General features: G+C 70.2%; 25 protein-coding genes and 5 pseudogenes. 19 read left to right on the top strand and 11 right to left on the bottom strand.

What is annotated here, in order from left to right:
- Positions 1-25 precede the first annotated feature (25 nt).
- The 7 genes from F3T56_RS34060 (at position 26) to F3T56_RS34030 (ending at position 5891) form a co-directional block, all read left to right on the top strand.
- Entirely contained in the window at positions 26-898 is an 873-nt protein-coding gene (locus F3T56_RS34060) for an oxygenase MpaB family protein (RefSeq protein WP_149829203.1), read from the top strand.
- A 294-nt stretch (positions 899-1192) separates the two neighbouring features.
- Positions 1193-1426 (top strand): hypothetical protein, encoded by a 234-nt coding sequence (locus tag F3T56_RS34055; protein WP_149829202.1) that lies wholly within the window; start codon positions 1193-1195, stop codon positions 1424-1426.
- Between the two features lie 26 nt (positions 1427-1452).
- Positions 1453-3201, top strand: coding sequence for a fumarate reductase (quinol) flavoprotein subunit (frdA, locus tag F3T56_RS34050; protein ID WP_149829201.1), 1749 nt, complete (start codon positions 1453-1455; stop codon positions 3199-3201).
- A gap of 2 nt (positions 3202-3203) precedes the next feature.
- On the top strand, positions 3204-3953 hold the full coding sequence (locus F3T56_RS34045) for a succinate dehydrogenase/fumarate reductase iron-sulfur subunit (protein ID WP_149829200.1): 750 nt from the start codon (positions 3204-3206) through the stop codon (positions 3951-3953).
- The gene (locus tag F3T56_RS34040) at positions 3950-4384 is read left to right on the top strand and encodes a fumarate reductase subunit C (RefSeq protein WP_149829199.1); all 435 of its coding nucleotides are present in this window, start codon (positions 3950-3952) and stop codon (positions 4382-4384) included. The genes F3T56_RS34045 and F3T56_RS34040 overlap by 4 nt, the downstream gene beginning before the upstream one ends.
- 4 nt (positions 4385-4388) lie before the next feature.
- On the top strand, positions 4389-4739 hold the full coding sequence (gene frdD / locus F3T56_RS34035) for a fumarate reductase subunit FrdD (protein WP_149829198.1): 351 nt from the start codon (positions 4389-4391) through the stop codon (positions 4737-4739).
- A gap of 48 nt (positions 4740-4787) precedes the next feature.
- On the top strand, positions 4788-5891 hold the full coding sequence (locus tag F3T56_RS34030) for a baeRF2 domain-containing protein (protein ID WP_246204174.1): 1104 nt from the start codon (positions 4788-4790) through the stop codon (positions 5889-5891).
- Positions 5892-6457: 566 nt separating this feature from the next.
- On the opposite strand, the gene F3T56_RS34025 is transcribed toward F3T56_RS34030, so the two are convergent.
- Positions 6458-7339 carry an LLM class flavin-dependent oxidoreductase gene (locus F3T56_RS34025; RefSeq protein ID WP_149829197.1) on the bottom strand — a complete coding sequence of 294 codons (882 nt, stop codon included), beginning with the start codon at positions 7337-7339 and terminating at the stop codon, positions 6458-6460.
- A 380-nt stretch (positions 7340-7719) separates the two neighbouring features.
- Between F3T56_RS34025 and F3T56_RS48510 the strand changes: the two are divergent.
- A pseudogene (locus F3T56_RS48510) lies at positions 7720-7965 on the top strand (methyltransferase domain-containing protein); the annotation flags it as partial.
- Positions 7966-8077: 112 nt separating this feature from the next.
- Positions 8078-8452 carry a hypothetical protein gene (locus F3T56_RS48505; protein WP_246204173.1) on the top strand — a complete coding sequence of 125 codons (375 nt, stop codon included), beginning with the start codon at positions 8078-8080 and terminating at the stop codon, positions 8450-8452.
- 63 nt (positions 8453-8515) lie between these two features.
- On the opposite strand, the gene F3T56_RS34015 is transcribed toward F3T56_RS48505, so the two are convergent.
- Both F3T56_RS34015 and F3T56_RS34010 read right to left on the bottom strand, forming a co-directional pair.
- Positions 8516-8950 (bottom strand): cupin domain-containing protein, encoded by a 435-nt coding sequence (locus F3T56_RS34015; RefSeq protein ID WP_149829196.1) that lies wholly within the window; start codon positions 8948-8950, stop codon positions 8516-8518.
- A gap of 592 nt (positions 8951-9542) precedes the next feature.
- On the bottom strand, positions 9543-10106 hold the full coding sequence (locus F3T56_RS34010) for a snapalysin family zinc-dependent metalloprotease (RefSeq protein WP_149829195.1): 564 nt from the start codon (positions 10104-10106) through the stop codon (positions 9543-9545).
- A 583-nt stretch (positions 10107-10689) separates the two neighbouring features.
- Here F3T56_RS34010 and F3T56_RS34000 point away from each other — a divergent pair.
- On the top strand, positions 10690-11802 hold the full coding sequence (locus F3T56_RS34000) for a ligand-binding sensor domain-containing protein (RefSeq protein WP_149829194.1): 1113 nt from the start codon (positions 10690-10692) through the stop codon (positions 11800-11802).
- A gap of 209 nt (positions 11803-12011) precedes the next feature.
- On the opposite strand, the gene F3T56_RS49470 is transcribed toward F3T56_RS34000, so the two are convergent.
- Positions 12012-12632 carry a LuxR C-terminal-related transcriptional regulator gene (locus tag F3T56_RS49470; protein ID WP_172639270.1) on the bottom strand — a complete coding sequence of 207 codons (621 nt, stop codon included), beginning with the start codon at positions 12630-12632 and terminating at the stop codon, positions 12012-12014.
- Between the two features lie 250 nt (positions 12633-12882).
- Here F3T56_RS49470 and F3T56_RS50270 point away from each other — a divergent pair, with 250 nt between their 5' ends.
- Positions 12883-13056, top strand: a complete 174-nt coding sequence (locus F3T56_RS50270) for a hypothetical protein (protein WP_172639269.1) — start codon at positions 12883-12885, stop codon at positions 13054-13056.
- Between the two features lie 132 nt (positions 13057-13188).
- Positions 13189-14003 (top strand): annotated as a pseudogene (locus tag F3T56_RS33990) (SAM-dependent methyltransferase).
- A gap of 418 nt (positions 14004-14421) precedes the next feature.
- Here the strand turns inward: F3T56_RS33990 and F3T56_RS48490 are convergent.
- Positions 14422-14910, bottom strand: a pseudogene (locus F3T56_RS48490) (telomere-associated protein Tap); the annotation flags it as partial.
- Between the two features lie 59 nt (positions 14911-14969).
- On the opposite strand from F3T56_RS48490, the gene F3T56_RS33980 reads away from it, so the two are divergent.
- Positions 14970-15263 carry a hypothetical protein gene (locus F3T56_RS33980; RefSeq protein ID WP_149829192.1) on the top strand — a complete coding sequence of 98 codons (294 nt, stop codon included), beginning with the start codon at positions 14970-14972 and terminating at the stop codon, positions 15261-15263.
- 298 nt (positions 15264-15561) lie between these two features.
- Here the strand turns inward: F3T56_RS33980 and F3T56_RS46550 are convergent, their stop codons facing one another.
- Both F3T56_RS46550 and F3T56_RS33970 read right to left on the bottom strand, forming a co-directional pair.
- Complete coding sequence (locus F3T56_RS46550; protein ID WP_172639267.1) at positions 15562-15831, bottom strand: hypothetical protein; 270 nt, start codon at positions 15829-15831, stop codon at positions 15562-15564.
- A 50-nt stretch (positions 15832-15881) separates the two neighbouring features.
- Entirely contained in the window at positions 15882-16217 is a 336-nt protein-coding gene (locus F3T56_RS33970; protein ID WP_149829191.1) for a winged helix-turn-helix transcriptional regulator, read from the bottom strand.
- 64 nt (positions 16218-16281) lie between these two features.
- Between F3T56_RS33970 and F3T56_RS33965 the strand changes: the two genes are divergently transcribed.
- Entirely contained in the window at positions 16282-17124 is an 843-nt protein-coding gene (locus F3T56_RS33965) for an SDR family oxidoreductase (protein WP_149829190.1), read from the top strand.
- 59 nt (positions 17125-17183) lie between these two features.
- Positions 17184-17339 (top strand): hypothetical protein, encoded by a 156-nt coding sequence (locus tag F3T56_RS48485; RefSeq protein WP_172639265.1) that lies wholly within the window; start codon positions 17184-17186, stop codon positions 17337-17339.
- Positions 17340-17519: 180 nt separating this feature from the next.
- Here F3T56_RS48485 and F3T56_RS48480 read toward each other — a convergent pair.
- Both F3T56_RS48480 and F3T56_RS50265 read right to left on the bottom strand, forming a co-directional pair.
- Positions 17520-17696: pseudogene (locus F3T56_RS48480) on the bottom strand (ISL3 family transposase); the annotation flags it as partial.
- Positions 17697-17951: 255 nt separating this feature from the next.
- Positions 17952-18122, bottom strand: a pseudogene (locus F3T56_RS50265) (beta-L-arabinofuranosidase domain-containing protein); the annotation flags it as partial.
- A 495-nt stretch (positions 18123-18617) separates the two neighbouring features.
- Between F3T56_RS50265 and F3T56_RS33950 the strand changes: the two are divergent.
- Both F3T56_RS33950 and F3T56_RS48475 read left to right on the top strand, forming a co-directional pair.
- Positions 18618-19196, top strand: a complete 579-nt coding sequence (locus F3T56_RS33950) for a restriction endonuclease (protein WP_149829189.1) — start codon at positions 18618-18620, stop codon at positions 19194-19196.
- 12 nt (positions 19197-19208) lie between these two features.
- Complete coding sequence (locus tag F3T56_RS48475) at positions 19209-19553, top strand: hypothetical protein (protein WP_246204171.1); 345 nt, start codon at positions 19209-19211, stop codon at positions 19551-19553.
- Between the two features lie 272 nt (positions 19554-19825).
- On the opposite strand, the gene F3T56_RS33940 is transcribed toward F3T56_RS48475, so the two are convergent.
- Together F3T56_RS33940 and F3T56_RS33935 are read right to left on the bottom strand one after the other, a co-directional pair.
- Positions 19826-20545 (bottom strand): hypothetical protein, encoded by a 720-nt coding sequence (locus F3T56_RS33940; RefSeq protein ID WP_149829188.1) that lies wholly within the window; start codon positions 20543-20545, stop codon positions 19826-19828.
- A gap of 554 nt (positions 20546-21099) precedes the next feature.
- Positions 21100-22815, bottom strand: a complete 1716-nt coding sequence (locus F3T56_RS33935) for an IlvD/Edd family dehydratase (protein ID WP_216373034.1) — start codon at positions 22813-22815, stop codon at positions 21100-21102.
- 47 nt (positions 22816-22862) lie between these two features.
- Here F3T56_RS33935 and F3T56_RS33930 point away from each other — a divergent pair, with 47 nt between their 5' ends.
- Positions 22863-23687, top strand: a complete 825-nt coding sequence (locus F3T56_RS33930) for an IclR family transcriptional regulator (protein ID WP_149829187.1) — start codon at positions 22863-22865, stop codon at positions 23685-23687.
- Between the two features lie 52 nt (positions 23688-23739).
- Complete coding sequence (locus tag F3T56_RS33925) at positions 23740-24600, top strand: fumarylacetoacetate hydrolase family protein (protein ID WP_149829186.1); 861 nt, start codon at positions 23740-23742, stop codon at positions 24598-24600.
- The last annotated feature ends 11 nt before the right edge of the window (positions 24601-24611 follow it).

The following is a 24611-nucleotide window of genomic DNA, read 5'->3' as shown; positions in this document are numbered from 1 at the left end:
AGGGCGTCCGGCGGATACTTGTCGTATGAACGCGTCCGTGCACGGGCTCATCGATCCATGGGGGCGGCTCGGCCGCAGGCTGTTCCTCCGCGTCGCCGGCCCCGCCGGGCCAAGGAACCGTGCCCGTATCCACGGGACGCCGGGACCTCGCTGGTTCGGGCCGGACAGCCCGATACGTGCCGTCCACGGCGACGCGTCCATGTTCATCGGAGGATTGAGAGCCCTGCTGCTCCAGTCCCTGCACCCACGCGCCATGGCAGCCGTGGCGGCTCACTCCGGCTACCGGGGCGACCCGTGGGGGCGCCTCCAGCGCACCAGCACGTTCCTCGCGGTGACCACATTCGGCACGGCGGACGACGCGCAACGGGCGGTGGACCACGTGCGAGCGGTCCATGAGCGCGTGCGAGGAGTCACCGCTTCGGGAGAGACCTACCATGCCGCCGATCCGCATCTGCTCGCCTGGGTGCACGTCGCCGAGGTGGACAGCTTCCTGACCGCTCACCAGCGCTACGGAGCCCACCCGCTGGACGCCGACGGCTACGACGCGTACATCGCCGACACCGCCCGTGTGGCGGCCGCTCTCGGTGTCATCGACCCTCCCCGCACCCGCGCCGAGCTGGCCGACCGGCTGGCGGCGTACCGGCAGGAGCTGCGCGCCACCCGGGAGGCCCGCGAGGCCACGCGCTTCCTCCTGCTCCATCCGCCCCTGCCCTGGATCGCCCGGGCCCCGTACGCGGTCCTGGCCGCGAACGCGGTATCCGCCCTGCCCCGTTGGGCGCGCGAACCACTCGGGTTGCCCTCCCTGCCGCTTGTGGAGGAGACCCTCGTACGGACATCCGGACGCGCCCTGACCAGAGTGATCCGACGGGCCATGACATCGGCCCCGCCCACCCCCTGACAGCCTGTGTCCGTTGCTCATTGCTCCGGCCCGATCCGGCCCAACGGGGGCAGCTGGTGAAGATCCCCGACAACCGCCTCGACCGGACTGCCGAGGCCGAGCGGAAAGGGTGGCTCGGCGAAGCCGATGGCCCCGGGTCAGCCCAGCGCGCCGTTGGCCGGGCAGGTCTGGCGGTTCCTGATTGCTCGAAGGGGTTACACAAAGTCGCGGAACTCCGACCCACACGGCTGTCTCCCACCTGCGGGGGCGTTCAGCCGGCGGTACGCTCACGTTGAGCGCTGGGAAGTGGGTGTGATGGTCGGCAACACCATCGACTTCACCGAAGAGCGGGCTCCGTGCGGCCGATTCGTCGACGGGATGCGCTACCAGGAGGACGACGACGCGGGGCTGTTCGTCGACAGGGTGGCGTACGCATGCGGCTGCCGTCGGATTCGTCGTGAGTTCCACGACGGCAGCGTGCGCGTCAAGGTGGTACGCCACGACGGCACAGTCCTCCAGGACGAGCACAGCGCTGAACACGAGGCCTGACCGGCCGCGGACACCGAGGTGGTGACATGCCCGCTTCTCATGATGTCGTGGTGATCGGCGGCGGAGGCGCGGGGCTGCGTGCGGCCATCGCCATCGCCGAGACCGATCCGCGGCTGAATGTGGCGATCATCTCGAAGGTCTATCCCATGCGGAGCCACACGGTCTCCGCCGAGGGCGGAGCCGCCGCCGTCGCCGGCGCGGACGACAGCCTCGACGAACACACGTACGACACCGTCTCCGGCGGGGACTGGCTGTGCGATCAGGACGCCGTCGAGGCCTTCGTACAGGAGGCGCCACGCGAACTGCTCCGTCTGGAGCACTGGGGCTGTCCGTGGAGCCGGCAGGCGGACGGGCGCATCGCGGTACGGGCCTTCGGCGGCATGAAGAAGATGCGCACCTGGTTCGCCGCCGACAAAACCGGGTTCCACCTCCTGCACACGCTGTTCCAGACCGCGTTGTCGTACCGGGACATCGTCAGGTACGACGAGTGGTTCGTCAGCACGCTGCTCGTCGACGACGGGAAGGTACGCGGCGTGGTGGCGATCGAGCTGGCCAGCGGCCGGGTCGAGACCATCACCGCCAACGCCGTCGTCATGAGCACGGGCGGCTGCGGCCGGGTCTATCCGTTCACCACCAACGCCAGCATCAAGACCGGTGACGGCATGGCCCTGGCCTATCGGGCCGGCGCTCCGCTGAAGGACATGGAGTTCGTGCAGTACCACCCCACCGGTCTGCCCTTCACCGGCATTCTGATCACGGAGGCCGCCCGTGCCGAAGGCGGCCGACTGCTCAACAAGGACGGCTACCGGTACCTCCAGGACTACGACCTCGGCAAGCCCGAACCGGTGCCGGTGGCGCGCAGCATGGAGTTGGGGCCGCGGGACCGGCTGTCGCAGGCATTCGTGCACGAGCTCGACAAGGGCAGGACCACCCCGACGCCGCACGGGCCTGTCGTCCACCTGGACCTGCGCCACCTCGGCGCGGAACTCATCGACTCCAAGCTGCCGTTCGTGCGCGAGCTGTGCCTGAAATACCAGAACCTCGATCCCGTCACCGAACTGATCCCGGTGCGCCCGGTGGTGCACTACATGATGGGCGGCATCCATACCGACATCCACGGCGCCACCGGGCTCGACGGCCTGTACGCCGCGGGTGAGGTGGCGTGCGTCAGCATCAACGGAGCCAACCGGCTGGGCTCCAACTCCCTTCCGGAGCTGCTGGTCTTCGGCGCCCGGGCCGGCCGGGCGGCCGCCGAGTACGCCGCTGCCACCGCGGGCACCGGCCCCGGCGCCGCGGTGGTGGCGCAGGCCCGCGACGAGCAGCGCCGCCTGGAGCGCCTGGTCGCACACCACGCGGAAGGCCGCGAACGCATCGCGGACATCCGTACGGCGATGCAGGACACCATGGAGAGCGGCGCGGGGATCTACCGCGACAGGGAATCCCTGGCCAAGGCGGCCGAGACGCTGCTGCACTTGCGGGAGCGCTACGGCCGGGCGGCCGTCGGCGATCACAGCCGGACCTTCAACACCGATCTGATCGCCCTGCTGGAACTGGGCTGCATGCTGGACGTGTCGACGAGCATCGTCCACTCCGCGCTGAGCCGCGGGGAGTCGCGAGGGGCGCATCAGCGCACCGACTTCCCCGCGCGCGACGACGAGCGGTACCTCGCCCATTCGCTCATCCACCACGAGCCCGACGGCACCGGACGGGTGGAGTACCTACCGGTGACCATCACCCGCTGGGCCCCCGGGGAACGCGTGTACGGGAGGCAGTAGCCATGCCGGAGAACGACCGGATCACCCTGCGGGTCGCACGCTACCGGCCAGAGCAGGAGATGGAACCGACCTGGCAGTCCTACGAGGTGCCGTTGCGCAAGGAGTGGACGGTCCTCGACGGGCTCAACCACGTCAAGGACCACCTCGACGGCACGCTCTCCTACCGCTGGTCCTGCCGGATGGGAATCTGCGGCAGCTGCGGCATGACCGTCAACGGCGAGCCGCAGCTGACCTGCTCGGCCTTCCTGACGGATTTCGCGCCGGGTCCGGTGCGGGTCGAACCCCTCGCCAACTTTCCCGTGGTCCGCGATCTCGTCGTCGAGATCGACGATTTCATGAACAAGCTGACCGAGGTCAAACCCTGGATCATCCGTGCCGAGGACAAGCCCCTCGACGAGGGTGAGTTTCCGCAGACGCCGGAAGAGATGGACGCGTACAAGCAGTACAGCATGTGCATCAACTGCATGCTCTGCTACGCGGCCTGTCCCGTGTACGCGCTCGATCCGGACTTCGTGGGACCCGCGGCCATCGCCCTGGCCCAGCGCTACAACCTCGACTCACGGGACGAGGGATCCGCCGACCGGCGGGATGTGCTGAGCTCCGCCGCCGGCGTGTGGGCCTGCACCCTGGTCGGCGAGTGCACCACGGCCTGCCCCAAAGGTGTCGACCCGGCCGGCGCCATCCAGCGCTACAAGCTCACGGCGGCCACGCGGTCGCTCAAGGACCTCCTCTGGCCGTGGGGACAGCGATGAGCCGGACACCCGCGTCGCGGCGGCCGGGGCCGGCTGGCGGGTCCGGGCCGACACCGTACCGGAAGCCTGTCCCCATCTTCTGGTGGCTCCGGCGCCGCGCCTACCTCGTCTTCGTGCTGCGGGAGCTGAGCGGCGTCTTCATCGCCTGGTTCGTCGTGTTCCTGCTGCTCATGGCTGGTGCGATCGCCGAGGGCAGCGACGCGTACGAGCAGTTCCGGGACTGGAGCGGGCAGTGGTCGGTCGTCCTGCTGAACGTGATCGCCCTGCTCTTCGTCCTGCTGCACACTCTCACCTGGTTCGGCCTGGCCCCGCGGGCCATGGCGGTACGGCTGCGCGGCCGACGCGTCCGGCCGGGCCCCATCGTGGCAACGCACTACCTGCTGTGGGCGCTTCTGACGGCGGCTGTGGCGTGGCTGATTCTCAAGGGGTGACGAGATGGCCAGGAGATCACCGGAACCGCTGCTGTGGCTGCTCTTCAGCGCGGGCGGCATGGCCGCAGCTCTCCTGGTCCCCGTCCTGCTGTTCCTGTTCGGCATCGCCTTTCCGCTGGGCTGGTTGTCGGCCCCCGACCACACCCACCTGCTGTCGGTGCTGCGCCACCCCGCCACCAAGGTGATCCTCTTCGGGCTGTGCCTGCTGTGCCTCTTCCACTGGGCGCACCGCTTCCGATACACCCTGTACGACGGCCTGCGGCTCAAGAATCTGAGCCTCGTGATCAGCCTCTTCTGCTACGGCGGTGCCGTGGCGGGATCCGTCGCCGCGGGGGTCGTCCTGTTCCGCATCTGAGCTGTTTCCGGATCCGGCTCCGGGGGCGTCATCATCGAAGGTGGGGTGATGGTGATGCGACTGTCGTTTCTGGAGCCCCTCTACGCGCAGCAGGGGCCGTTCGCCTCCGTGTACCTCGACACATCCCGTGATGTCGAGCATCCGGAGCGTACGATCGCGTTGCGCTGGCGGCGGCTTCGGGACGCCTTGGCCCGCCAGGGTGCGGACGGGCCGACACTCACCACCCTGGAGCGAGTCGTCGGCTGTGACACGGACGTGCCCGGGCTTCACGGACAGGCGGTCTTCACCGCGCACGGGGCGCTGGTGCTGGACGGAGAACTGCCGCAGCCTCCCGCCCACGACTCCGCCCGCTACAGCACGCTGCCGGACGCCATGCCGCTCGTGGTCCAGCACGTGCCGGAGATCCCCTACCTGGCCGTGGTCGTGCACTACCGCGGACTGCCTACGGCGGAGGCCCACGGCACGGTGACGGTGGACGCCGAGGCAGGCGTCTGGCCGGCCTCCGTGGTGGCACCGGGAGAGCGGCTGCACCGACGGATCCCGGTGGCTGGGTGGCACGGTGCCGCCGTCCGGCTCGGCCACGAACTCGACGACTGGGCGCGACACCGCCGGGCCGACGCCGTACTCCTGGGCGGTGACCAGTGGGCGTGCAATGTGCTGCTCCGCCGCCTGCCGGTCGGCCTGAGGCGCCGGGTCGTACGCGTCGGGGGACGAGCCCCCGCAGACACCGGCCGCGCACTGCTGGAGCCGCAGCTCGACCGCGTCTTCCGCGGCCGCATGGCCGCGCACGACGAGGCGCTCGTGGAGAAGTTCATCGCCCGGCGATCGCGGCACGGAGCGGCGTCCACGGGTTTGCCCGCCACCATCGCCGCCCTGCAGCGCGGCCAGGTCGAGGCGCTGCTGCTCAACCACCCCCCGGAGTCCTCGCTGCGGCTGTGGACCGGCCCCCAGCCGACCCAGCTCGCCCTGACCGAGGACGAGCTGAGCTCTTTCGGGGTGAAGGCTCCCCACGAGGACCGCGGCGACGAGGCCCTGATGCGTGCCCTTGTGGGCACCGGTGCCGAGCTGGTTGTCGTACCGCAGCACGTGGTGCCACTTCAAGACGGCGTGGGCGCCCTGCTCCGCTACTCCGACCCGGGCACGCCGTCGTGAGCAGGCGAGTTCAGGAACAAAGATCCCGTTGGAGGGCCGCCCCGGGGCCGGTAAGACGACCGTGGTGCGCCGGCTGGCCGGGCCGGTGTCCGGCCATGCCGTCGTCGGCTTCGCCACAGTACTTGCTGGATGCCTTGCGGCAGCGGGCCTTCAGACGCCGGCGGCGCTGTTCAGGGAGGAGGTTGGCCAGCACGGCCGGGCCGATGGCCCCGATCAGCGACGCCGTACTGCCCCGGGCCGGGGCGGCCCTCGGTCCAGCCGGCTGCCGGTAGGTCACCGGGACGAGGTGCTGTCGGAGGACCGTATCCCGCACGTGCGGCGGAACGACGGAGTGGATCCGGACGTACTTCGGGGTCGTGCGTCCGGATCGACCAGGAAGCGGCCTGTGGGGTCAGCGCCTCGGTGAGCAGATCGGTGTCGGTGAGCCGCGCCAGTGTGGCGCTCGCGCCTCAACTCCACAAAGCCCCGTCAGACTCCCGGGCTTGTGCAGCCGCCCCGTGACGGCAATACGTGATCTGCGTCAGTCACGGCAAAGGGGGCGGGGAGGATCGTTCGAGCGAAGCGCCTCAGGCCGAGGGGGCTTGCCAGGCTCCGAGCACGGCCTCCAACTGCCCCAGGGGATCGACGCCCACGAAGCGCAGGACGACCGTGTGCGCGCCGGCCGCCGCGAGTTCGCGGATGCCGTCGGCGGCCCGGGTGGCGTCGCCGGACACGGTGAAGACCTCCTCCTGGGGGCGGCCCAGCCAGGCACCGTGGCCCTCGGTGTGGGGGTGGAGGGTGCGGGCCACTTCGTCGGGGTCGTCGCCTACGCACGCGAAGGCGAAGGCGGTCAGGGTGTGGTCGGCAGTGGCGCCACCCTTGGCGATCAGCTCACGGATGTGTTCCAGATCGCGCGGACCGTGGCCCTCGGCGATCAGCGTGCCCTCGGCGACCCGGCCGGACAGTTCGAGGGAGCGGGGGCGCACCACGCCCGCGACGACCGGCGGGACCTCGGTCGGCGGATGCACCAACTTGACTCCGTACAGCCGTACTTCACGCCCCGTCACTTCGACGCGCTCACCGCGCAGCAGCGCGCGCACGGAAGTGATCGTCTCCTCCAGCAGAGCCAGCGGGGAGCGGGGAGCGACACCGACCTGGGCCATCCACTCCCGCACGCCGTGCCCGATGCCGGCCACCAGCCGGCCGGGGAACACCCGGGCCAGCGTGGCCAGTTCCATCGCCAGCAGCGCCGGGCTGCGCAGTGGGGCCGGGGTGATGCCGATGCCCACCCGCAGGCGGTTTGTCGCGCCCAGGGCCACGGCCGCCGCCGACACGCCACCGTTCCAGCCGAGGTCCTCCACCACCCACAGGTCGTCCACGCCGAGCGCCTCGGCCCGCCTCGCGAACTCGGGCAACCCCTCCGGGGCCCAGTCGCGGTCGTGCATCACACCGATCCGTACGTTTGTCATGTGGGGGAACCTACGCGGCGGACGACGAGTGGATCAACGGCGTATCCCACCTGGTGAACGTCCCACCCGACAAGGCGCAGGCGGTCAGTATGGAGTTCGCTGATGCGGCTCGTCTGCCTCGTCCGTCAGGTCAGCCTGCGCTGGGCGCCCGGCTGCTCCGCTGCGGCGGCCCCGGACAGGCCCGTGCTGCCCGGGGCCGAGCCGAGCTCATGCCACATGTCAGCGCCTCGCGGCCGTCAACCGGCGAAACGCCGTGTGCGTCATGGTCTGCGACGGCATCCCGCCGCCCACAATGAGTCACCGACGAACCACGGGAGGAACCGCCAGTGGCCGACTACTCACTGACCCTCGACGACTCGGAGATCGCGCGCTACCGGCTCATGGCCGACATCGCCGAGCGGCGTGAACGCGAGTTGTGGAAGGACGCCGGGGTGGTGCCCGGGGCGCGGATCGCGGACGTGGGGTGCGGACCGGGCGCTCTCTCGGTGCGGCTGGCGGACATCGTCGCCCCCGACGGTGCCGTATGGGCGGTGGACCGCGACAAGGACGCGCTGGCCGTCGCCTCGATGCTCGCCGAACGCTCCGGCGCGCCCGTGCACACCGGCACCGGCTCCGCGGACGCCACCGGGCTGGCCGAGGGCACGTTCGACGTGGTGATGCTCCGGCACGTCCTCGCTCACAACGGCGGCCGGGAGCAGGCGATCGTGGACCACCTCGGCCAGACCCGGCGGTGGCACGGTGTACCTCGTCGACGTCGACGCGACCGGCTTCCGGCTGCGGGGCGCCCCCGCCGCGTACGACGAGATGGACGAGCGCTACCGGGAACTGCATCGACGCCGGGGCAACGACCTCGGCATCGGCCTCCGGCTCGACGAACTCCTCACCACCGCCGGCCTCGAAGTCACCGCCTACGAGGGCCACATCAACGTCATGACGCCCCCGCCCGGCATGCGCGGCCCCGCCTGGGCCGCCCGCGACGCCCTGCTCGCCGAAGGCCTCGTCACCCGGGACGACCTCGCCCGCTGGGACGAGGCGTTCAAACAAGTCGAACAGGCCATGACCGGCCTCCGCTTCTTCGGCAACACCTACATCGCCATCGGCCGCCGACACTGACCCGGGACGGTATGAGCACGACGCGTCCGACGGCATACGCGCTCCGGGCCATCCGACGGGTGATCACTCGAAAGAGCAGCCCGGGTTCGGGGCGTCCTCGGAGAACGGGGAGCCGTGGGGCAGGACATAGAGGACGACCAGGACGAGCGGGGTGTCGCCCAGGTTGCGGCCGATGTGGACGTGGTCGGGGCCGGCCGGTTCCTGGATGGTGTCGCCGGTGCGGTAGACGCCGTCGGTCTCGCACGTGGAGTCGTAGTGGCTGAGGGTGCCCTGCTTGACGAAGCCGTACAGCGGCCCGTCGTGGTAGTGCCAGCCGGTGGCCTGGCCGGGCGGGATCGTGACCTCCCGCAGAATGTAGTCGGTGCCGTTCGCGGTGGTCTGGCTGATCACACGGCCCGTGACCCCCGGTCCCGCGGGCGTGGCATGGGCGGTGCCGCCCATCACAAGGGCGGCGGCGGTCACGACCCCGGCTAGGGCGGTACGGAGCGTGCGGCGCATTCGGGGCCTCCTGCAAGGCGGGTACGACAGCGGATACCGCCGTGAACATAGGCTGCCGCAGGGGCTGTTGGGGCAGAAATCCGTAGATCCGCATGCGTCCCGGCGAAAGTCGACGCGTTCTCGTGGGTCCGGCCGTGCCGACCCTCGATGTCGCACAGCGGCCTGGCCCTAGCCCAGGGACGCCCCCGGTGCAGACGCCGTCGCGCAAGCGGTGCAGGTCCTCGACGACTGCCCGAACACGCTCATCCAGGCCGGCCTCACACACTGACCACTGCCGGTGTGCGGCCGAAGAACGGCTGTACGGCGGTGCTTCTGCCTGCCTGTCAACAGGCAGCGAATCTGCGGTCCGGATCGGCCCAGGCAGGTACGCGCGTGAGGCTGACGCCGACGCGGTATCGCGGTGCCACCCCAGCATGATGGTCATCCGCGTTGGATGGCCTTCGGGAACACTTCCGCAGGAGGAGGTCCGACGCGCGAACGCCCGCCTCAGGGACGCAGGCGGGCGTTCGGCTGTGGGTCCGCCTGGCTTTGGCCTGCCCCGTGTGAGCAGGGCGCCGGGCGTAGACCTTCCTCACATGTGGTGCGACACGCGTCAGTCCACGATCACCCCGGCATGCGCCGACCGGGCCCGCCCGACGCGCATGCCGCCGAAGTTCCCCTCGACCTCCGCCTTCTCCGCCGCGTTCGGGTACGGGTTCGTGCACGCGGTGCCCGCGCTGGAGCCGGACATCAGGCTCGAGCACGGTCCGGGCTTGCGGTCGGGCAGGCCCAGGATGTGCCCGAGTTCGTGGGCGGAGATGCGAATCGTGTCGTAGCCCTGGTCGACGGCCTGGCGCCCGATGTAGACGGTTCCGTTGCCCAGGGTTGTGGGCAGGGCGCGCGGCCAGCCGTTGTCCGCGAGGACCCGTATGTTCGCGCGTTGGCCGGCGGCGGCCGGCCGCAGCTCGACGGCATCTACGCTCTCGTTCCAGATCGCCGCGCCCCGGTCGACCGCGCTCCTGAACTCCGCGGAGCCGGCGGCGTCATAAGTGAGGACACGGGCGGCCAGGGGGACATCAGCAGCGTCGGAAGGGGCGGCCACGGCCTGGCCGCCCGTCAGGGACAAGGACATCACCAGGGCAGCGGCCAGGCCGCCGGTCAGCGTACGGATGTGCATGATCGACCTCCTTGTGGGGGAAGGGTAGTCGTGCTCATGACACTATCTGCTCGCTGCCCGGTAGGGGTGGAGGTGAATCCGTCAATCCGGGGTGGTCCCGGCCGGATGCCGTCGCATCCCGGCCGCGTGCCACCGGCCGACTCAGTCCATGACGCCCCGCGTCGCGCATATGACGCCGAAGCCCCGGCCCGCATCGCACGCGCCCCGTTCGAGAAGGTCTTCGACAAGCGGCTGCCCGGACTCGCGCTGCGGCGGACCGGCCCGGACCGTGCCGCGCCTGCGCTCGATGGAGCTGACCGCCGAGATCACCGCCGAACTCACTGTGCTCGTCGGCTTCGACCAGGACCTCGTGGCGCGCTCGGAGCCACCGCGCGGCGGACCGTGCGGATCGAGGTGTGCCGCAGCGAGCCGGAGCGCGCTTGGGGCAGGTAGGTATCGGTGTGCGGCCAACGGGGCGAAGGCACGGCGGAGTACGCGCTTTGTCATGTAAATAGCTAGAATTTTGAGGTTCGTTGACTCACCGTGGTCCCTTCCATCCGCCCGACCCGCCTGGAGGGATCCCGCAGTGAGACGAAGGCGATTTGTGGCAGGGACGATCGGCACGCTCGCCGGGATCGCGCTGGGCCCGGTTCCGTCCTGGGCCGATGTGCCGGTGCCCCGTACGCAAGGCTGGCAGGTCGTGCCGGCGCCCGGCAGCACTCCCGCCGCGCAACTGCGCCGCATCGCGGCCGCCGGGCCCCGGCTGGCCTGGGCCGTAGGCGAGGAGAACCTCGGGGGGCAGTCCCAGCAAGGGGCCCTGGCCATGGTGTGGAACGGCAGCGTCTGGACGAAGACCGATGTGTCGCATCTCGATCACACGCGGTTGAGCGACGTCGCCGGTGTCTGCTCGACCTCGGCGTGGAGTGTGGGCCAGCCTGCCGGAAACGGCAGCCCTCTGCTGCACTGGGACGGAACGAACTGGCGCGAAGCCACGTTCCCCGGCATGGGCGAGACGGATGTTCGACTCACCTCGGTGGCCGTCGGCCCCGACCGGCGGGTGTGGATCTGCGGCAGCCGAGGCGGCGCCGTCCGTCTGCTGCAGGGGAACGGGCGACGATGGCGATGGCTGGACCCGCTGCCCGTCGCGAGCGCCAATCTCTACCGGGTCGTGGTGCGCTCGCCGGGCGAGGTCTGGGTGAGCGGAGACCAGTCGAACGGCGGAGGCTGGTCCGGGCTCGTGGCTCGCTGGGACGGAGCGTGGACGGTCCTCCCCTCGATCGCGGGCCTGCGTCTGGGCATCGCCGATCTCCACTCGGCCGGCCCGGACGACGTGTGGGCGGTGGGCACCGAGGCCGGCGTGGGCGGGCCACCGGGACGCCCCGGCAACCCTGCCCTGAGCCACTGGGACGGCACGGCCTGGACCCGGGTGGAAGCGGGCTTCACCATCGGATCGTTGACCGGAATCGCGGGCGATGCGCAGGGTCGTGCCGCATGGATATCGGGCTGGAACTTCCAGGACCAGAGCCGCAGTACGTACCTGCGCCGGGACGGCGGCGGCACCTGGACCGTCGTCCGGGGCCCGGCCGGTACGGCGCCGGCGCCGTACCTCAACGACGTGACGTCCGTTCCCGGCGCCACGGGATTCTGGTCGGTGGGCATGACGAGTCCCGCCCCGTACCCTCCGACCGAGGCATACGCCGAACACCTCGACGCCTGACGCGGATCCGGGCCGGGCCTTCGCCGGAGTCAGCATGAACGGAGTCCCTCCGCTACAATGGCCTGCCCGCCGCAGCGACGCATCGCACCGCCGGCGTGTGATCGGGTGTCGGTACGCCGGCACCCACGGCCCTTCGCGCGGGCTCAGCGTCCGGAGCCGCCCGCCTGCTTCACCCTGTGAACAGGCCCACACCGGTGGTCGCGGGGCCATCAGCGCCGCCAGGGCGGCCCGGGAGGAAACGCCGGTGCGGTGACGCGGGATATGTGGGTCTCGGCGGTGCGGCGGCTGAGGAACAGGCGCTCGGCGATGGCCGGGCTGGTGAGGCCCTCGGCGACGAGACCGGCGATCTCCCACTCCCGGGCGGTGAGCTCGGCGAGTCCGTACGCCTCCCCCGGCGCGGCGACGGGCAGTGCGCGGCGACGCTCGCCTCGCCCCCGAGGGAGCCGGACACGGCCAGGGGCCGCGCCACGTCGGCGCGCACCTTGCGGGTACGACGCGTCGTGCGGGGCGGAGTTGCCCAGTTGCACACCCAGCGCGACCTGGTCGGCGGGCGAGGGCGGCGGGTCGGCACGGTGCAGTTCGCGGCGGAGCAGGGTCACCGCCTCCGAGTAGCGCCCGAGGGGATGCTCCATGACGGCGCACAACACGACGGCGGACGCCCGCGAGACTGTTCCCCTCTCGGCCCGGTCGGGCCGGGCGATCAGCTGATGCAACAGGTCACGGCTCTCCCGCTGTCGGCCGCAGGCGCCCAGCGCGCGGGCTCGGCGCAGCATCAACTCGCGGCGTTCGACAGCGTGTTCCAGCGTGTGCGGCAGATGCCTGAGCACCATGCCCAGCCAGTGCGCGCAGTTCGCCGGTGCGGTGTCCGCCGCCGCCTCAGCGTGGCTGTTCTGAGGATCCCCCTTCCTGATCCTGGCCCTCGGCTTCATCGTTCGTGGCAGGTGGCTGGCCCGCCATACGGTGCCGGCAAACGCGGTTGTCGAGTCCTTGAGTTACGCGGGAGCCGTTATCGGCGGCGGGAACCTCCCGGTGGCTGTATGTCGTGCGCGAGTCCGGTTCACCACCCGGAACGGGAGGGAGGTGGCCACGAAGAGCAATCCCATCACCGAACGTCCCGTGGGTTGCGCATTCACCGTCCACTACGATCCACAGGATCCCCGGCGTCTTCGCGCCGCACCGATGGAGTACTACGTCTGCGGTGCGGCCTTCGCCGTCATGGGGGCCTTCTTCTGGTCCGTGGCAGCGCTGCTCTGATGGCATCGGTGCTTCGGGCGGGAGCGGTGGCCGCGACGGGGATGGCAGCGGCACAATGGCGCGACGTCACGCCGCTGCGGGCCCCGACTGCCCGCCGCCATCGGATCCTTGGGCGTGCGAGGAGAGGGAGACGTGAGCGAGAACCAGGCCGCCGGCACCCCACAGGAGCGACCCGACACCAGCACGGCGCACAACGCCCGCGTCTGGAACTACTGGCAGGGCGGCAAGGACAACTACGAGGTCGACCGCCAGGTCGGTGATCACGTCGCCGGCATGATTCCCGTCATCCGCGACATCGCTTTCGCCGACCGGAAGTTCCTCATTCGCGCCGTGCGCCACCTGGCCGAGGAGCGGGGTATACGCCAGTTCCTCGACATCGGCACCGGCCTGCCCGCTCTGGAGAACACCCACGAGATCGCCCAGCGCATCGCGCCCGCTTCGAGGATCGTGTACGTCGACAACGACCCTGTCGTTCTCGCGCACGCCCGCACCCGGCTGACCAGCGCCAAGGAGGGCGCCACGGCCTACATAGACGCCGACGCGTACGACCCGGACACCATCCTGCGCACGCCGGCGAGACACTCGACTTCACCAAACCCGTCGCGCTGATGCTGCTCGGCATCCTCAACTTCATCCTCGACGACGCGGAAGCCCGGACCGTCGCACGCCGGCTTCTGGAGCCCCTCGCCCCCGGCAGCTTCCTCGTGCTGACCCACCCCACCACCGAGCCCGAACTCGGCGGCGACCTCCAGCTGGAGGCAATGGAGTTCTGGAACACCAACGCCAAACCGCCGGTCACCGCACGCAGCAGCAAGGAGATCGGCCAGTACTTCAACGGCCTCACGCTCTTGGCACCGGGACTCGTCTCGTGCTCCCTGTGGCGCCCCGTCCCTGGCGACGAGCCCATGGTCGTACCCCAGTTGGGGGCAGTGGCGCAGAAGCACTGACACAGCTGCGCGCCTGCAGCCACCACGCTTCCCGCCCTGCTACGAGGGTCGCGCACCTTCTGCAGAAGAGCCGCTTTCCCCCTGCCGGAAACAATCCCGTGGTGCGCGTCTTCACCGAGACCGTGAAAGCCTGGGAGGTTGAGGCCGCCGAACAGCCCAGATCCCCAGATGCCGGGCGATGTGCCGGATGCCCATGCGCTGGCCGAGGAGGTCGTGGACGAGGGCGTGGTGAGCGGGCCCGCTCGGCGAAACTTGCCGGTTGGATCGTCCTCTTCCCCGTCCTGCTCGAGGGCCGGCTCGAGGGCCTCAGTGGGCGGACTGCACCCGGCGACCAGTGCCAGTTCTCCGGTTTCGGTGAGCTCCGCGGTCGTGGCGCCGTCACGGGCACGGTCGATCGCACCCCGAGCCGACTGACGCGCTCGCTGTGCCGCTTGCCGCCGGTGTCCGGCTCGGACGCGTGGGTCGGCGGATGGAAGGCGGTCATCAGCCCCAGGCCGGTCACGGCCGTCGACCCGCGTGGCGCCATCACCTCGGACGCGTACGTGCCGAGCGGCTGGGCGAGTTCGACCGGCGGGAGCTGACCGACATCAGCCCAGTGGCGGGTGTCGAGCGCGTGCCACGACGGGATGCACAGCTGCATGCGGCTGCGTTCCGAGCCTGCGCAAGGCGGTAGATTCGCGCCCACGGCCCGAAGCCGCGCTTGGTCGGCTTCCAGTCCGCGCGGGCGAGCCACTTGATGACCTTGTGACCCTCGGGGTAGGCGCCCAGCCGGCCACTCCTCCCGAGCGTCACCGGCAGGCCGTAGTGCTCCGACGCGGCCTGGGTGAGCGCGATCAGCGGGCCGGCGCCCTTGCCCGGCCCGGACGGCTGGCTCAGCTTCGCTTCCTTCAGTCCAGTCGACCCGCGCTCGGCGGGCGTCGATCCAAATGCGGCGCGTGGTGCCCCTTGAGCGGAAGGATCGATGCCATGGGCACCGAGAAGGGCTGGGTGTACCGGGTCGACGAGCCGCACGGCTCGCAGGGCTGGCGCCCCTATCGTGGCCATCCCGAGCGGTGGCGGGGGATCATCATCAACGACGATCCCAAAGAGGCCGCCGAGTACGTCGCTGCCCTCGTAGTCGCCGACCTGGTGACCGAGTGGGAGGTGCGCGGCACCGGGCGGAGGCACGTGCGCGTGATCGTCTGGAAGGACGAGGAAGGCGATGGCCCCGAGGACGCGGCCCTTACCGTGGAGATCCAGCCCGACATCGATGCAGAGTGACAGATCCGGCCGCAGGGGACAGGCCTTGGCGCTCTTCGGTTCAGCGGAGCGTAGGTGCGGCAAGGCCTTCACGTGGCAGTCAGGCCCACGCGAAGGCTCCGAGGGCAAAACAGTCCCCGGTAGTGCTGCGCGTGTCCTGAAGCTTCAGTCGTCACTGTTGCCTCGGTGTCGCGCCGGCTTGCCGGGGGCCTAAACCACATCCTGTGCAAGTCACTCCGCCGACTAGACGTCCTCACCGACTTTGTGGCTCTTTCGGTGTTGTGGTCTAGTAATCACTCTGCACAAGATATATCCCAAGTCAATAGCATTTGGGTAAATTTTTCATGATTCGGCGGGTGAAGGGTGCAGGGCCCCTCGCGGCGAGAACTCGAAGACCGAGGCGCCCTGGCACCCGGACCAGATCCTCGCCGACGAACCCGAAGAGGTCCGCGAGGCGTACGTTCAGGCGCGGAGGAAGGAGTATCGCGAGCAGCTCGATGTGATCGTGGCGGGCCTGCCGGCCAAGCACGGCCGTCGGTTGTGCTTCGACGAGGCAGTCCACCATGGCGACAACGACGCCCCGCAGCATCACCTGGCGTCCTCGGCGTGACCCCGTCCCGCCGCCGGGCCGGGGCTAGGTCATGCGGTGACGTCGGCCCCGGGATCCGGCACCGCCATGGCCCATGTCCCCATGGCCTCCAGGACGTCGCGCAGCCGCTCGCCGAGAGGGGTGAGCGCGTACTCGACGCGCGGCGGGATCTCCGCATAGGTCGTGCGGGTCACGATGCCGCGCTTCTCGAACTGGCGCAGCCGGCTGGTCAAGGTGTGCGGGCTGATGCCGGGCAGGGCCTCGCGCAGCTCGGTGAAGCGGTGGGGGCCATGCAGCAGTTCGCGCACGATGAGGGTGGCCCACGGCCCGTTGAGCAGGGTGAGGAACCGGGCGACACCGCACTCGGGCAGACAGGGATCAGTCACATTTTTGACTGTACTCCATTAGTGCAGTTGATGTAACTGGTGCAGTCTGTGCACTAATGACGCCATGACCTACGTGATCCACGGCGCCACCGGCGCCCAGGGTGCCCCCGTCGTCGCCGCTCTCGCCGCCGCGGGCAAGTCCGTGACCGCTCTGACCCGCAACCCGGACACCGTCGTGAACGGCGCGCGCGTGGTGGCCGCCGGCTACTCCTCCACGGAGGAACTGACCGAGACATACCGCGGCGCCGACGGGGTGTTCGTCCACCTGCCGGTGGTCTCCGAAGAAGACCGCCAGACCTACGCGCGCAACATCGTCGCCGCCGTCCGCGAGGCCCGCCCCGCCCGCGTCGTGTTCTCCACCAGCGGTGCCCCGATCGACCCCGACACCGGCGGCGCGGCCGCAATGCTGGTCAGCGGCCTGGCAAACATGGGGGTGTCCCACGCGGTGATCGAGCCCACGCTGTACCTGGAGAACCTGCTCATGCCGTACGTCATCGACACAGTCCGCGAACGGGGCGCGCTGATCTACCCGATCCGCGCCGACTTCCCCGTCTCCTGGGCGTCGCACCTGGACATCGCCGACGCCGTCGTCGCCCTGTTCGACCGCCCGGACATCACCGGCGTGGTCTCCGTCGGCCAGTATCCGGCGATCACCGGACCGGACCTGGCCGAAGCGTTCGGCATCCACTTCGGCACGAACGTGGTCTTCGAGCAGATCACCCCCGAGCAGTTCCGCACCTCCGTCGCACCCCTGATCGGCGAGGGCCCCGCCTCCGATGTCGCCGGGGCTTACTCGGCCATGAGCGCGCTCCCGGACCGCTCGATCGCACCTGGGAACTCCGCCCAGAAGCTGCTCGGCGTCACCCCCCGCACCACCGGCCAGTGGCTGACCGACATCGGCCTCTGACCGCAACCACTGCCGGCTTCGGCTCCACCCGTGCTGGGTCCTGCGCCGCCTGTGCGCGGATGGCCGGGGCCACAGCCCGGGCCGGCTACGGCTCCTGCGTGAGCGGCGCCCAGCCCGTGGCCTCATGGGACGTGGCTACCCTGCGCAGCGCCGCCTGGAAGGAAGGCACAGCCGAGACCCGCGCGGCTCTGGGAGAGCTGCTTCCCCGGCTCTGAACCACTCGATGCCGTGCGCCATGACGGCCTCATCCCACGAGTCACTGAGCGTCCTACTTGGCGAATTCCGCCAAGTAGGAGGTTCTGACCGCGCTTCCGTGATATCTGCGGCTGGAGGAGGATGCGGGCCCTGAGCAGGGTGAAGGAGGCTCGGCCGTACATCTGGCGCTTGATCGTTTTGATTCTGTTGACGTGGCCTTCGGCGACGCCGGAGCTGTAGGGCAGGTAGAGGCCGGCGGTGACGGCGTCGAGGTCCTGGCGGACGAAGTCGGCGAAGATGCCGATGGCTGCGGGGCCGCTCAGCTCGGCCTTTTGGATCCAGTCACGGAGCAGATGGCCCTGGCGCTGGCGGACCATGGCCGTGAACTCCCGTGCGAAGTCGCAGGCGCGGTGATCTCTGGGCAGGCGTTTCTTACGGCTTCCAGTTGATGGGCTGCCGGTGCGAGCGGAGGTGGAAGACACGCACCAGCCGACTGCAAAACCCTCATCCGCGACGTACTACCCTACCGACGCACTTGCTGACGCCCCTCGAAGCAGCGCGCCACGCAGCAACCACATGATCGTTTGCTGTCCGGAACTGCACACCGACCAGCCGGAAAAGTACCCGCCGAGGTGGCCGTCGACGCCGCCGATGGGCCGACCGCTGCCGGAGGGACCGAAGACGGAGTCGATTGTGGTCGGCGAAGCGGCTTGCCACGTCGAGGAGTTCGGCTCGGCCGGTGGCCCGGTGGTGGGCCACCGCCGCCTGGTGAGGTGTCCCGCGCAGTACAACTCGTGGCTCCAGGGCGGACAGCAGGCGCAGCGGAACCGGCGGGTGCGCCGGGCGGGCGGGTCGCCACCGGAGTCGGTGTGACCGTCGCATACCTGGAGGGGCGCCGAGCAGGTCCGGGCGGTCCTTCACCGAGAGCGGGCTTGCCGTGTCGATGACGATGTCGTGAACCGCCACCCAGGTCGACGACGAGTTCGAGCGACGCCAAGAGGGCGGTAGGGATCTCATGGCCGACGTCGGCGAGGAAGCCGGCGGCGCCGATGGCCTTCACACCCGGCGTGAGCCACTCCTGTTGGTCTGCAGCTGTGTCAGCCGGCGGAGCGGTCTCGGTCATGCCTGGAAGTCTGCCCACTCAGTGCCGGGCATGTCCGGGGGGGAGGGCGCCATGCCCAAGGGCGAACCGACAGACGACAACGCAGCTACAGCCAGCAGTCATCTGGTCCCGCTGGATGGGCGGCCCGACGGTTGGGGAGCAACAAGTCAGCAGACCACAGAATGGGGACGACTCCATGGGAACAATGCTGCTTGTCGCGTTAGCCGTCGCCGCCATCGGGATCATCGTCGCCAAGCTGGTGCGTGCCGGACGACGCGAGGCGCAAGCGGAGAAGGCCCGGCTGGCCGAGGGCGCGCGCCGCCAGGCCCGCCGATCCCTGGATGCAGTCTGGTCAATGGACGACCGCCAGTTCGAGGAGTACGTCGCCGACCTGTGCCGCCGGGACGGCTGCACCGACGTGAAACGAGTCGGCGGCGCCGGCGACCTCGGGGCCGACGTCACCGGTCTCCTGCCCGACGGCCGCCGGTTCGTCATCCAGTGCAAGCGCTACGCCAAGCACCGCACGGTCGGCAGCCGAGACATCCAGACGTTCAATGGCACCGCTCGCGCCGAACACGGCGCCGACATTCCCGTCTTCGTGGCCTCGTGCGTCTTCACCAAACCGGCCCGCCACTTCGCCGCCAAGCATCAACTGGTACTCATCGACGTCAACCTGCTCGGCTTCTGGAAGAGCGGCACCACGCTGACCTCGTTCCTGCGCCTGGACATCGGCAGGTCCGGCACCAACCGCAAACTCCGCCCGGACCACGACTGACAGGAGCCCGCCGTGCCCAACGAGACGCTCACGCACGCCTGGCACATCGAGGACCGGGAGTACCAGCGCCAAGAGCAGCGCAGCGGACGCCGGTTCGGCTGCACCAGCCTCCAACCCGCCCGTACCGCCCTCGTGGTGGTCGACATGGTGCCGTTCTTCGTCGACGCCAACCCCTACTGCCGCGGCGCCGTGCCGAACGAGTCGCGTGCCCGGCTGCGGTGTCGGCGGGCAGGTCGGCGCCGTACGCCTCGAAGGAGCTGCAGGCGGCGCAGCCGCTCGCCCAGGGACGCGCCGCTGCTCACGGCCCTTCACGCGAATGGATGCGCTAGGGATGTCGGCGGTACGCAGCAGTGTTGAACTTCCTCCGGCAAACGCCCGTCTGCCGCAGAGGGATCACCAGTCCCTCTCTCTGCCAGCATCCCGGTGGTAGGCATGAAGCAAGAAGTCGAACCGGTCCGCCTCTCCTGTGGCGGGCGGCGGGGCGGCACCAAACACGCGGGACTTTCCGTGGTTCGGAACCTCTCGCGCGGCGTTGTCCCCTTGTCGGGCGGTCGGGTCTCTTCGGAGGAGGGCGGCAGGAAGGCGGTGGCCCCGGGGGATGGGGCCGCCGCCTTCAGCTGTGTCGGGCGTCAGCGCGAGCCGTTGCCGATCTGGGCGTGGTGGGTGCGGGCGCCCTTGCCGGTGACGACCTGGTGCTTCTTGATGACCGTGGTGCCGGCGCTCTTGTACTTGGGGGTGGCGGTCCAGTTGGTCACACCGGTGAGCGCGTTGGCCTTGAGCGCGGTGCGGGTCTTGGAGAGCTTGATGGCGAAGGCGGCGTTGTGGTTGCTGCCGTAGTTCTTGGTCTTCCAGCCCTTGCCGGTGATCTTGTTGCCCTTGGTCTCGTAGGTCAGCACGGTCGACAGCTCGGTGACCGGGATGTTGAAGATGCGCTGGATCGACCTGGTGGACAGGGTGATGGTCTTGCTGTCCTTGGTCCCGCGGGCCGCGGCGGACGTGCGGGTGGTGAAGGTGATGTCCTTCTTGTAGGTGACGGTCGTCCCGTAGGAAAGGCTGGGGATCTTCCCGTCGTGCCCGACGACGAACGCCTTGAGCACCTTCGGGTCCTGCAAATAGCCGACGAACTTCTTCTGCTTGGCCGCGGGCAGCCTGTTGAACTCCTGGAGCGTGTCCTTGGCTTCCTCGCCCGGGGTCTTCTTCAGCCACTTCTTGTAGGCGTCCACGGTCAGCTTCGAGGGCGCGGCCGGCTTGGCGGCGGCCTGGCTGTCGGCGAAGGCCTGGCCGGTGCCGCCGATGAGGGCGACAGAGGCGGCGGTGGCGATGGCGGCGGCGGTGATGCGGTTGCGCACGGTGTTGTCCCCTTGTCGGGCGGTGGTTCTTGCGGCGGTCTGCGGCCGTACTTGCTGCCGCGACGAAGTTACGGGCGTGCGCAACGGGGTGACATTGTCTCTTGGGGCACTGTCCTGAAGGGCAGTGTGCGAGTGCTCGATGAGCGCAACGCGAAGGCGGCGGCCCGGGCATCGAGGGCCGCCGCCTTCAGCTCAGCTGCTGTGGGGTGTGTGCACCGTGAGGTGCGTGACGGGCCGCCGCGGGCGGTCGCGAGTCGCTGACCGCCGAGCACCTGATTCACCCATGTCGCCGCGGCGAACGCGAGGCGCTGCGGGTGCTGCCGGCCACCCGGAAGGGCGCCGTCACCTCGTGCACTGCGGCTGTCGACCTCGGGTGTCGAGCGACGACTACCCGGAGATCGGCTCCGCCTCGCCCGACGGGCCGCGTGGCGCTGAGGGTCGAGGCCCGTGGTTCGGTACTGCGCCTCACGGTGCGGGCGGCCGGGTGGAGTTCCTGGGCCGACCGTGCTTGGAGTGCGCACGCCCATCGCGTGGTGAGGAGCCCGCCGTCACGGTCAGTGCGACTCACGGCTGACCCCCGAGCCGCTGGAGCCGAGGAGGAAGTCCAGGTCGGCGCCGGTGTCGGCCTGCAGGACGTGGTCGACGTAGAGGCGTTCCCAGCCGCGCCGGGGGTTGGCGAAGCCGGTGACGGTGGCCTCGGTGGGGGTTCTGCGGGTGAGTTCGCCGGCGGATACGTCGACGTCGATGCGGCGGGCCGGCACGTCGAGGGTGATGAAGTCGCCGGTGCGTACGAGGGCGAGGGGGCCGCCGGCCGCCGCTTCCGGGGCGACGTGCAGGACGGCGGTGCCGTAGGCGGTGCCGCTCATCCGGCCGTCGCAGACACGGACCATGTCGCGCACGCCCTGTTCGAGGAGCTTCTTCGGCAGCGGCATGTTCGCCACCTCGGGCATGCCCGGGTAGCCCTTGGGCCCGCAGCCGCGCAGGACGAGGACCGAGTCCGCGTCGACATCCAGGTCCGGGTCGTCGATCCGGGCGTGGAAGTCCTCGATGCTGTCGAAGACGACGGCCCGGCCCCGGTGCCGCAGGAGGTGGGGGGAGGCGGCCGCGGGTTTGACGAGGGCGCCGTCGGGTGCGAGGTTGCCGCGCAGGACGGCGATACCGCCCTCGGCGACCAGCGGCTCGGCGCGGGTGCGGATGACGTCGCCGTCCCAGATCGGGGCGTCGTCGAGCGCGTCGAGCAGTGGCTCGCCGGTGACCGTCAGGGCGTCGGGGTCGAGCAGGTCGCGGACCTCGCGCAGGACGGCGAGCAGTCCCCCGGCGCGGTGGAAGTCCTCCATGAGGAAGCGGCCGGCCGGCTGGAGGTCCACCAGGACCGGGACGCGGGAGCCGATGCGGTCGAAGTCGTCGAGCGTCAGGTCGATGCCCAACCGGCCCGCGATGGCGAGGAGATGGACGACGGCGTTGGTCGAACCGCCGATGGCTGCCAGGGCCACGATCGCGTTGTGGAAGGACGCTTCGGTGAGGAAGGTCGTCGGCCGTCGGTCGGCAGCGACCATGTCCACCGCGAGCCGGCCGGTGTGGTGCGCGGCCTCCAGCAGACGGCTGTCGGGGGCCGGAGTGCCGGCCACCCCGGGGACGATGGTGCCCAGCGCCTCGGCCACCAGCGCCATGGTCGAGGCGGTGCCCATGGTGTTGCAGTGCCCGCGGCTGCGGATCATCGCCGACTCGGAGCGGGTGAAGTGCTCCTGGGAGAGCGTGCCTGCCCGCACCTCCTCCGACAGTTGCCACACACCGGTGCCGCAGCCCAGCAGGCTGCCGCGGAAGGTGCCGTTGAGCATCGGGCCGCCGGGGACGACTACCGCGGGGAGGTCCACCGAGGCGGCGGCCATCAGCAGCGACGGGATGGTCTTGTCGCAGCCGCCGAGGAGGACGACGCCGTCGATGGGGTTGGCCCGCAGCATCTCCTCCGTGGCCATCGCCGCCATGTTCCGCCAGAGCATGGCCGTGGGCCGCACGTTCGTCTCGCCCAGCGACACCACCGGCAGGTCCAGCGGGATCCCGCCCGCCTCGTACACGCCGTTGCGCACGGAGGCCGCCACCTCGTTCAGATGCGCGTTGCAGGGAGTCAGATCCGAGGCCGTGTTCGCGATGGCGATCTGCGGCCGGCCGGTGAAGGCGTCGCCCGGCACGCCCCGCCGCATCCATGCCCGGTGGATGTAGGCGTTGCGGTCCTGACCCGCGTACCACTGATCGCTGCGGAGCTCCACCATGGAACCTCTTCCATCAATCGGTACGACGGTCTAGAGTCCGGAACGCCATGAAGCATACGCACGCGGACCACGGAGCGGCAGACCCCGGCGAGGGCGGCACGGCAGGCGCCGACCACACGCGGCTCGTGGGCTCGGACCGGGTGCTCGCGGTCCTCAAGGAACTCGCGCGGCATCCCGACGGAGTGGGCCTGGAGGAGCTCACTCGGGTGATGGGCAGCCCCAAGCCCACCGTGCACCGAGGGCTCGGCGCCCTGCGCCGGGCCGGGCTGGCCGACCAGGACGACCGCGGCCGTTATGTGCTCGGGGACGAGTTCCTGCGCATGGCCTTCGCGCACCACGAGGCCCGGCCCGAGGCCGTCCGTATCCGTCCCGTGCTCGAGGCGCTGGCACGCCGGTTCGGGGAGACCGCGCACTACGCGGTGCTCGACGGACGTGAGGTCGTGTACCGCGCCAAGGTCGACCCGCCCACCGGCGCCGTCCGGCTCACCTCGACGATCGGCGGCCGCAACCCCGCCCACACCACGGCTGTGGGCAAGCTGCTGCTCACCCGGCGGTTGGACACCCTGAAGGCGGTCGAGAGGTGGATCGGCGGCGCACCGCTGGAGCGCCGGACACCCCGGACGCTGTGCACCGCCGTCGACCTGCACCGGGAACTGACGGCGACCCGTGAACGTGCCTACGGCGTCGACGACCAGGAGACCGAGAACGGGGTCAACTGCCTCGCCCTGCCGGTCTACCTCACCTCGCCGACCACGCCGTCGGGAGCCGTGAGCGTCAGCGCGCTCGCCTACCGCACCCCGCTCGCATCCCTCATCAAAACGCTCGACGAGATCCGCGCCCTCCTCGGCCCCCTCGGCGAGCCCCACACCTGAAAGCCCCGCCGGGACAAACCGGTCCCGCGCCCCGCACCCCTGGAGAAAGACCGTGTACCTCATGCGCATCGGCGCGCCCGGCGCCGAGCAGCCCGTCGCCCGCATCGACGACGAAACGTACGTCGACCTCTCCGACGTCGTCACCGACTTCGACGAGGCGTTCTTCGGCACGGGCGGCATCGACCGCGTCCGCCCCGTCGTCGCCGAGCGGGTGGCGGCGGGACAGGTGTCCCGCTTCGCCGGGGAGCGTGTCGGCGCGCCCATCGCGCGTCCGCACCAGATCCTGTGCATCGGGCTCAACTACCGTGACCACGCGGCCGAGAGCGGCATGCCCGTCCCCGAGGAACCGATTCTCTTCACCAAGTCGCCCAACACCCTGATCGGCCCGCACGACGACGTACGCATCCCGCGCGGATCCACCAAGACCGACTGGGAGGTCGAACTCGGCATCGTCATCGGCCGTCGAACCAGCTACCTCGACTCGGTGGAGGAGGCCCGCGACACCATCGCCGGTTACGTCGTCGTCAACGACGTCAGCGAGCGCTCCTTCCAACTGGAACGCGGCGGGCAGTGGGCCAAGGGCAAGTCCGCCGAGACCTTCAACCCCGCGGGACCCTGGCTCGCCACCACCGACGAGATCGACGACGTCCGTGCCCTGGACATGTGGCTGGACGTCAACGGGGTGCGCCGGCAGACCGGCAACACCAAAACGATGATCTTCGACCCGTACTTCATCGTGCACTACCTCAGCCAGTTCCTCGTCCTGGAGCCCGGCGACCTGATCAACACCGGCACCCCGCCCGGCGTCGGCATGGGCCTCACCCCGCCGACCTATCTCCAGCCCGGTGACGTGATGGAACTCGGCATCGGGCAGCTCGGCACGCAGCGCCAGCACGTTCTGGCGCCCCGGTGAGCGGTGGCCTC

Source organism: Streptomyces tailanensis (genome assembly GCF_008386495.1).
In the GTDB taxonomy this organism is placed as follows: domain Bacteria; phylum Actinomycetota; class Actinomycetes; order Streptomycetales; family Streptomycetaceae; genus Streptomyces; species Streptomyces tailanensis.
This window is presented reverse-complemented; position numbering and strand designations above follow the sequence as displayed.

Excerpts from the sequence above, each read along its gene's own strand:
- F3T56_RS33950 (WP_149829189.1), top strand. The coding sequence starts at position 18,618 with ATGGGAACAATGCTGCTTGTCGCGTTAGCCGTCGCCGCCATCGGGATC.
- F3T56_RS33935 (WP_216373034.1), bottom strand. The coding sequence starts at position 22,815 with ATGGTGGAGCTCCGCAGCGATCAGTGGTACGCGGGTCAGGACCGCAAC.
- F3T56_RS34025 (WP_149829197.1), bottom strand. The coding sequence starts at position 7,339 with ATGACAAACGTACGGATCGGTGTGATGCACGACCGCGACTGGGCCCCG.
- F3T56_RS34055 (WP_149829202.1), top strand. The coding sequence starts at position 1,193 with ATGGTCGGCAACACCATCGACTTCACCGAAGAGCGGGCTCCGTGCGGC.
- F3T56_RS33980 (WP_149829192.1), top strand. The coding sequence starts at position 14,970 with ATGGGCACCGAGAAGGGCTGGGTGTACCGGGTCGACGAGCCGCACGGC.
- F3T56_RS49470 (WP_172639270.1), bottom strand. The coding sequence starts at position 12,632 with ATGGTGCTCAGGCATCTGCCGCACACGCTGGAACACGCTGTCGAACGC.
- F3T56_RS48485 (WP_172639265.1), top strand. The coding sequence starts at position 17,184 with ATGGCCGGGGCCACAGCCCGGGCCGGCTACGGCTCCTGCGTGAGCGGC.
- F3T56_RS33930 (WP_149829187.1), top strand. The coding sequence starts at position 22,863 with ATGAAGCATACGCACGCGGACCACGGAGCGGCAGACCCCGGCGAGGGC.
- F3T56_RS46550 (WP_172639267.1), bottom strand. The coding sequence starts at position 15,831 with ATGCTGCGGGGCGTCGTTGTCGCCATGGTGGACTGCCTCGTCGAAGCA.
- F3T56_RS34010 (WP_149829195.1), bottom strand. The coding sequence starts at position 10,106 with ATGCACATCCGTACGCTGACCGGCGGCCTGGCCGCTGCCCTGGTGATG.
- F3T56_RS34060 (WP_149829203.1), top strand. The coding sequence starts at position 26 with ATGAACGCGTCCGTGCACGGGCTCATCGATCCATGGGGGCGGCTCGGC.
- F3T56_RS33965 (WP_149829190.1), top strand. The coding sequence starts at position 16,282 with ATGACCTACGTGATCCACGGCGCCACCGGCGCCCAGGGTGCCCCCGTC.
- frdA (WP_149829201.1), top strand. The coding sequence starts at position 1,453 with ATGCCCGCTTCTCATGATGTCGTGGTGATCGGCGGCGGAGGCGCGGGG.
- F3T56_RS34045 (WP_149829200.1), top strand. The coding sequence starts at position 3,204 with ATGCCGGAGAACGACCGGATCACCCTGCGGGTCGCACGCTACCGGCCA.
- F3T56_RS34030 (WP_246204174.1), top strand. The coding sequence starts at position 4,788 with ATGGTGATGCGACTGTCGTTTCTGGAGCCCCTCTACGCGCAGCAGGGG.
- F3T56_RS34015 (WP_149829196.1), bottom strand. The coding sequence starts at position 8,950 with ATGCGCCGCACGCTCCGTACCGCCCTAGCCGGGGTCGTGACCGCCGCC.
- frdD (WP_149829198.1), top strand. The coding sequence starts at position 4,389 with ATGGCCAGGAGATCACCGGAACCGCTGCTGTGGCTGCTCTTCAGCGCG.
- F3T56_RS34040 (WP_149829199.1), top strand. The coding sequence starts at position 3,950 with ATGAGCCGGACACCCGCGTCGCGGCGGCCGGGGCCGGCTGGCGGGTCC.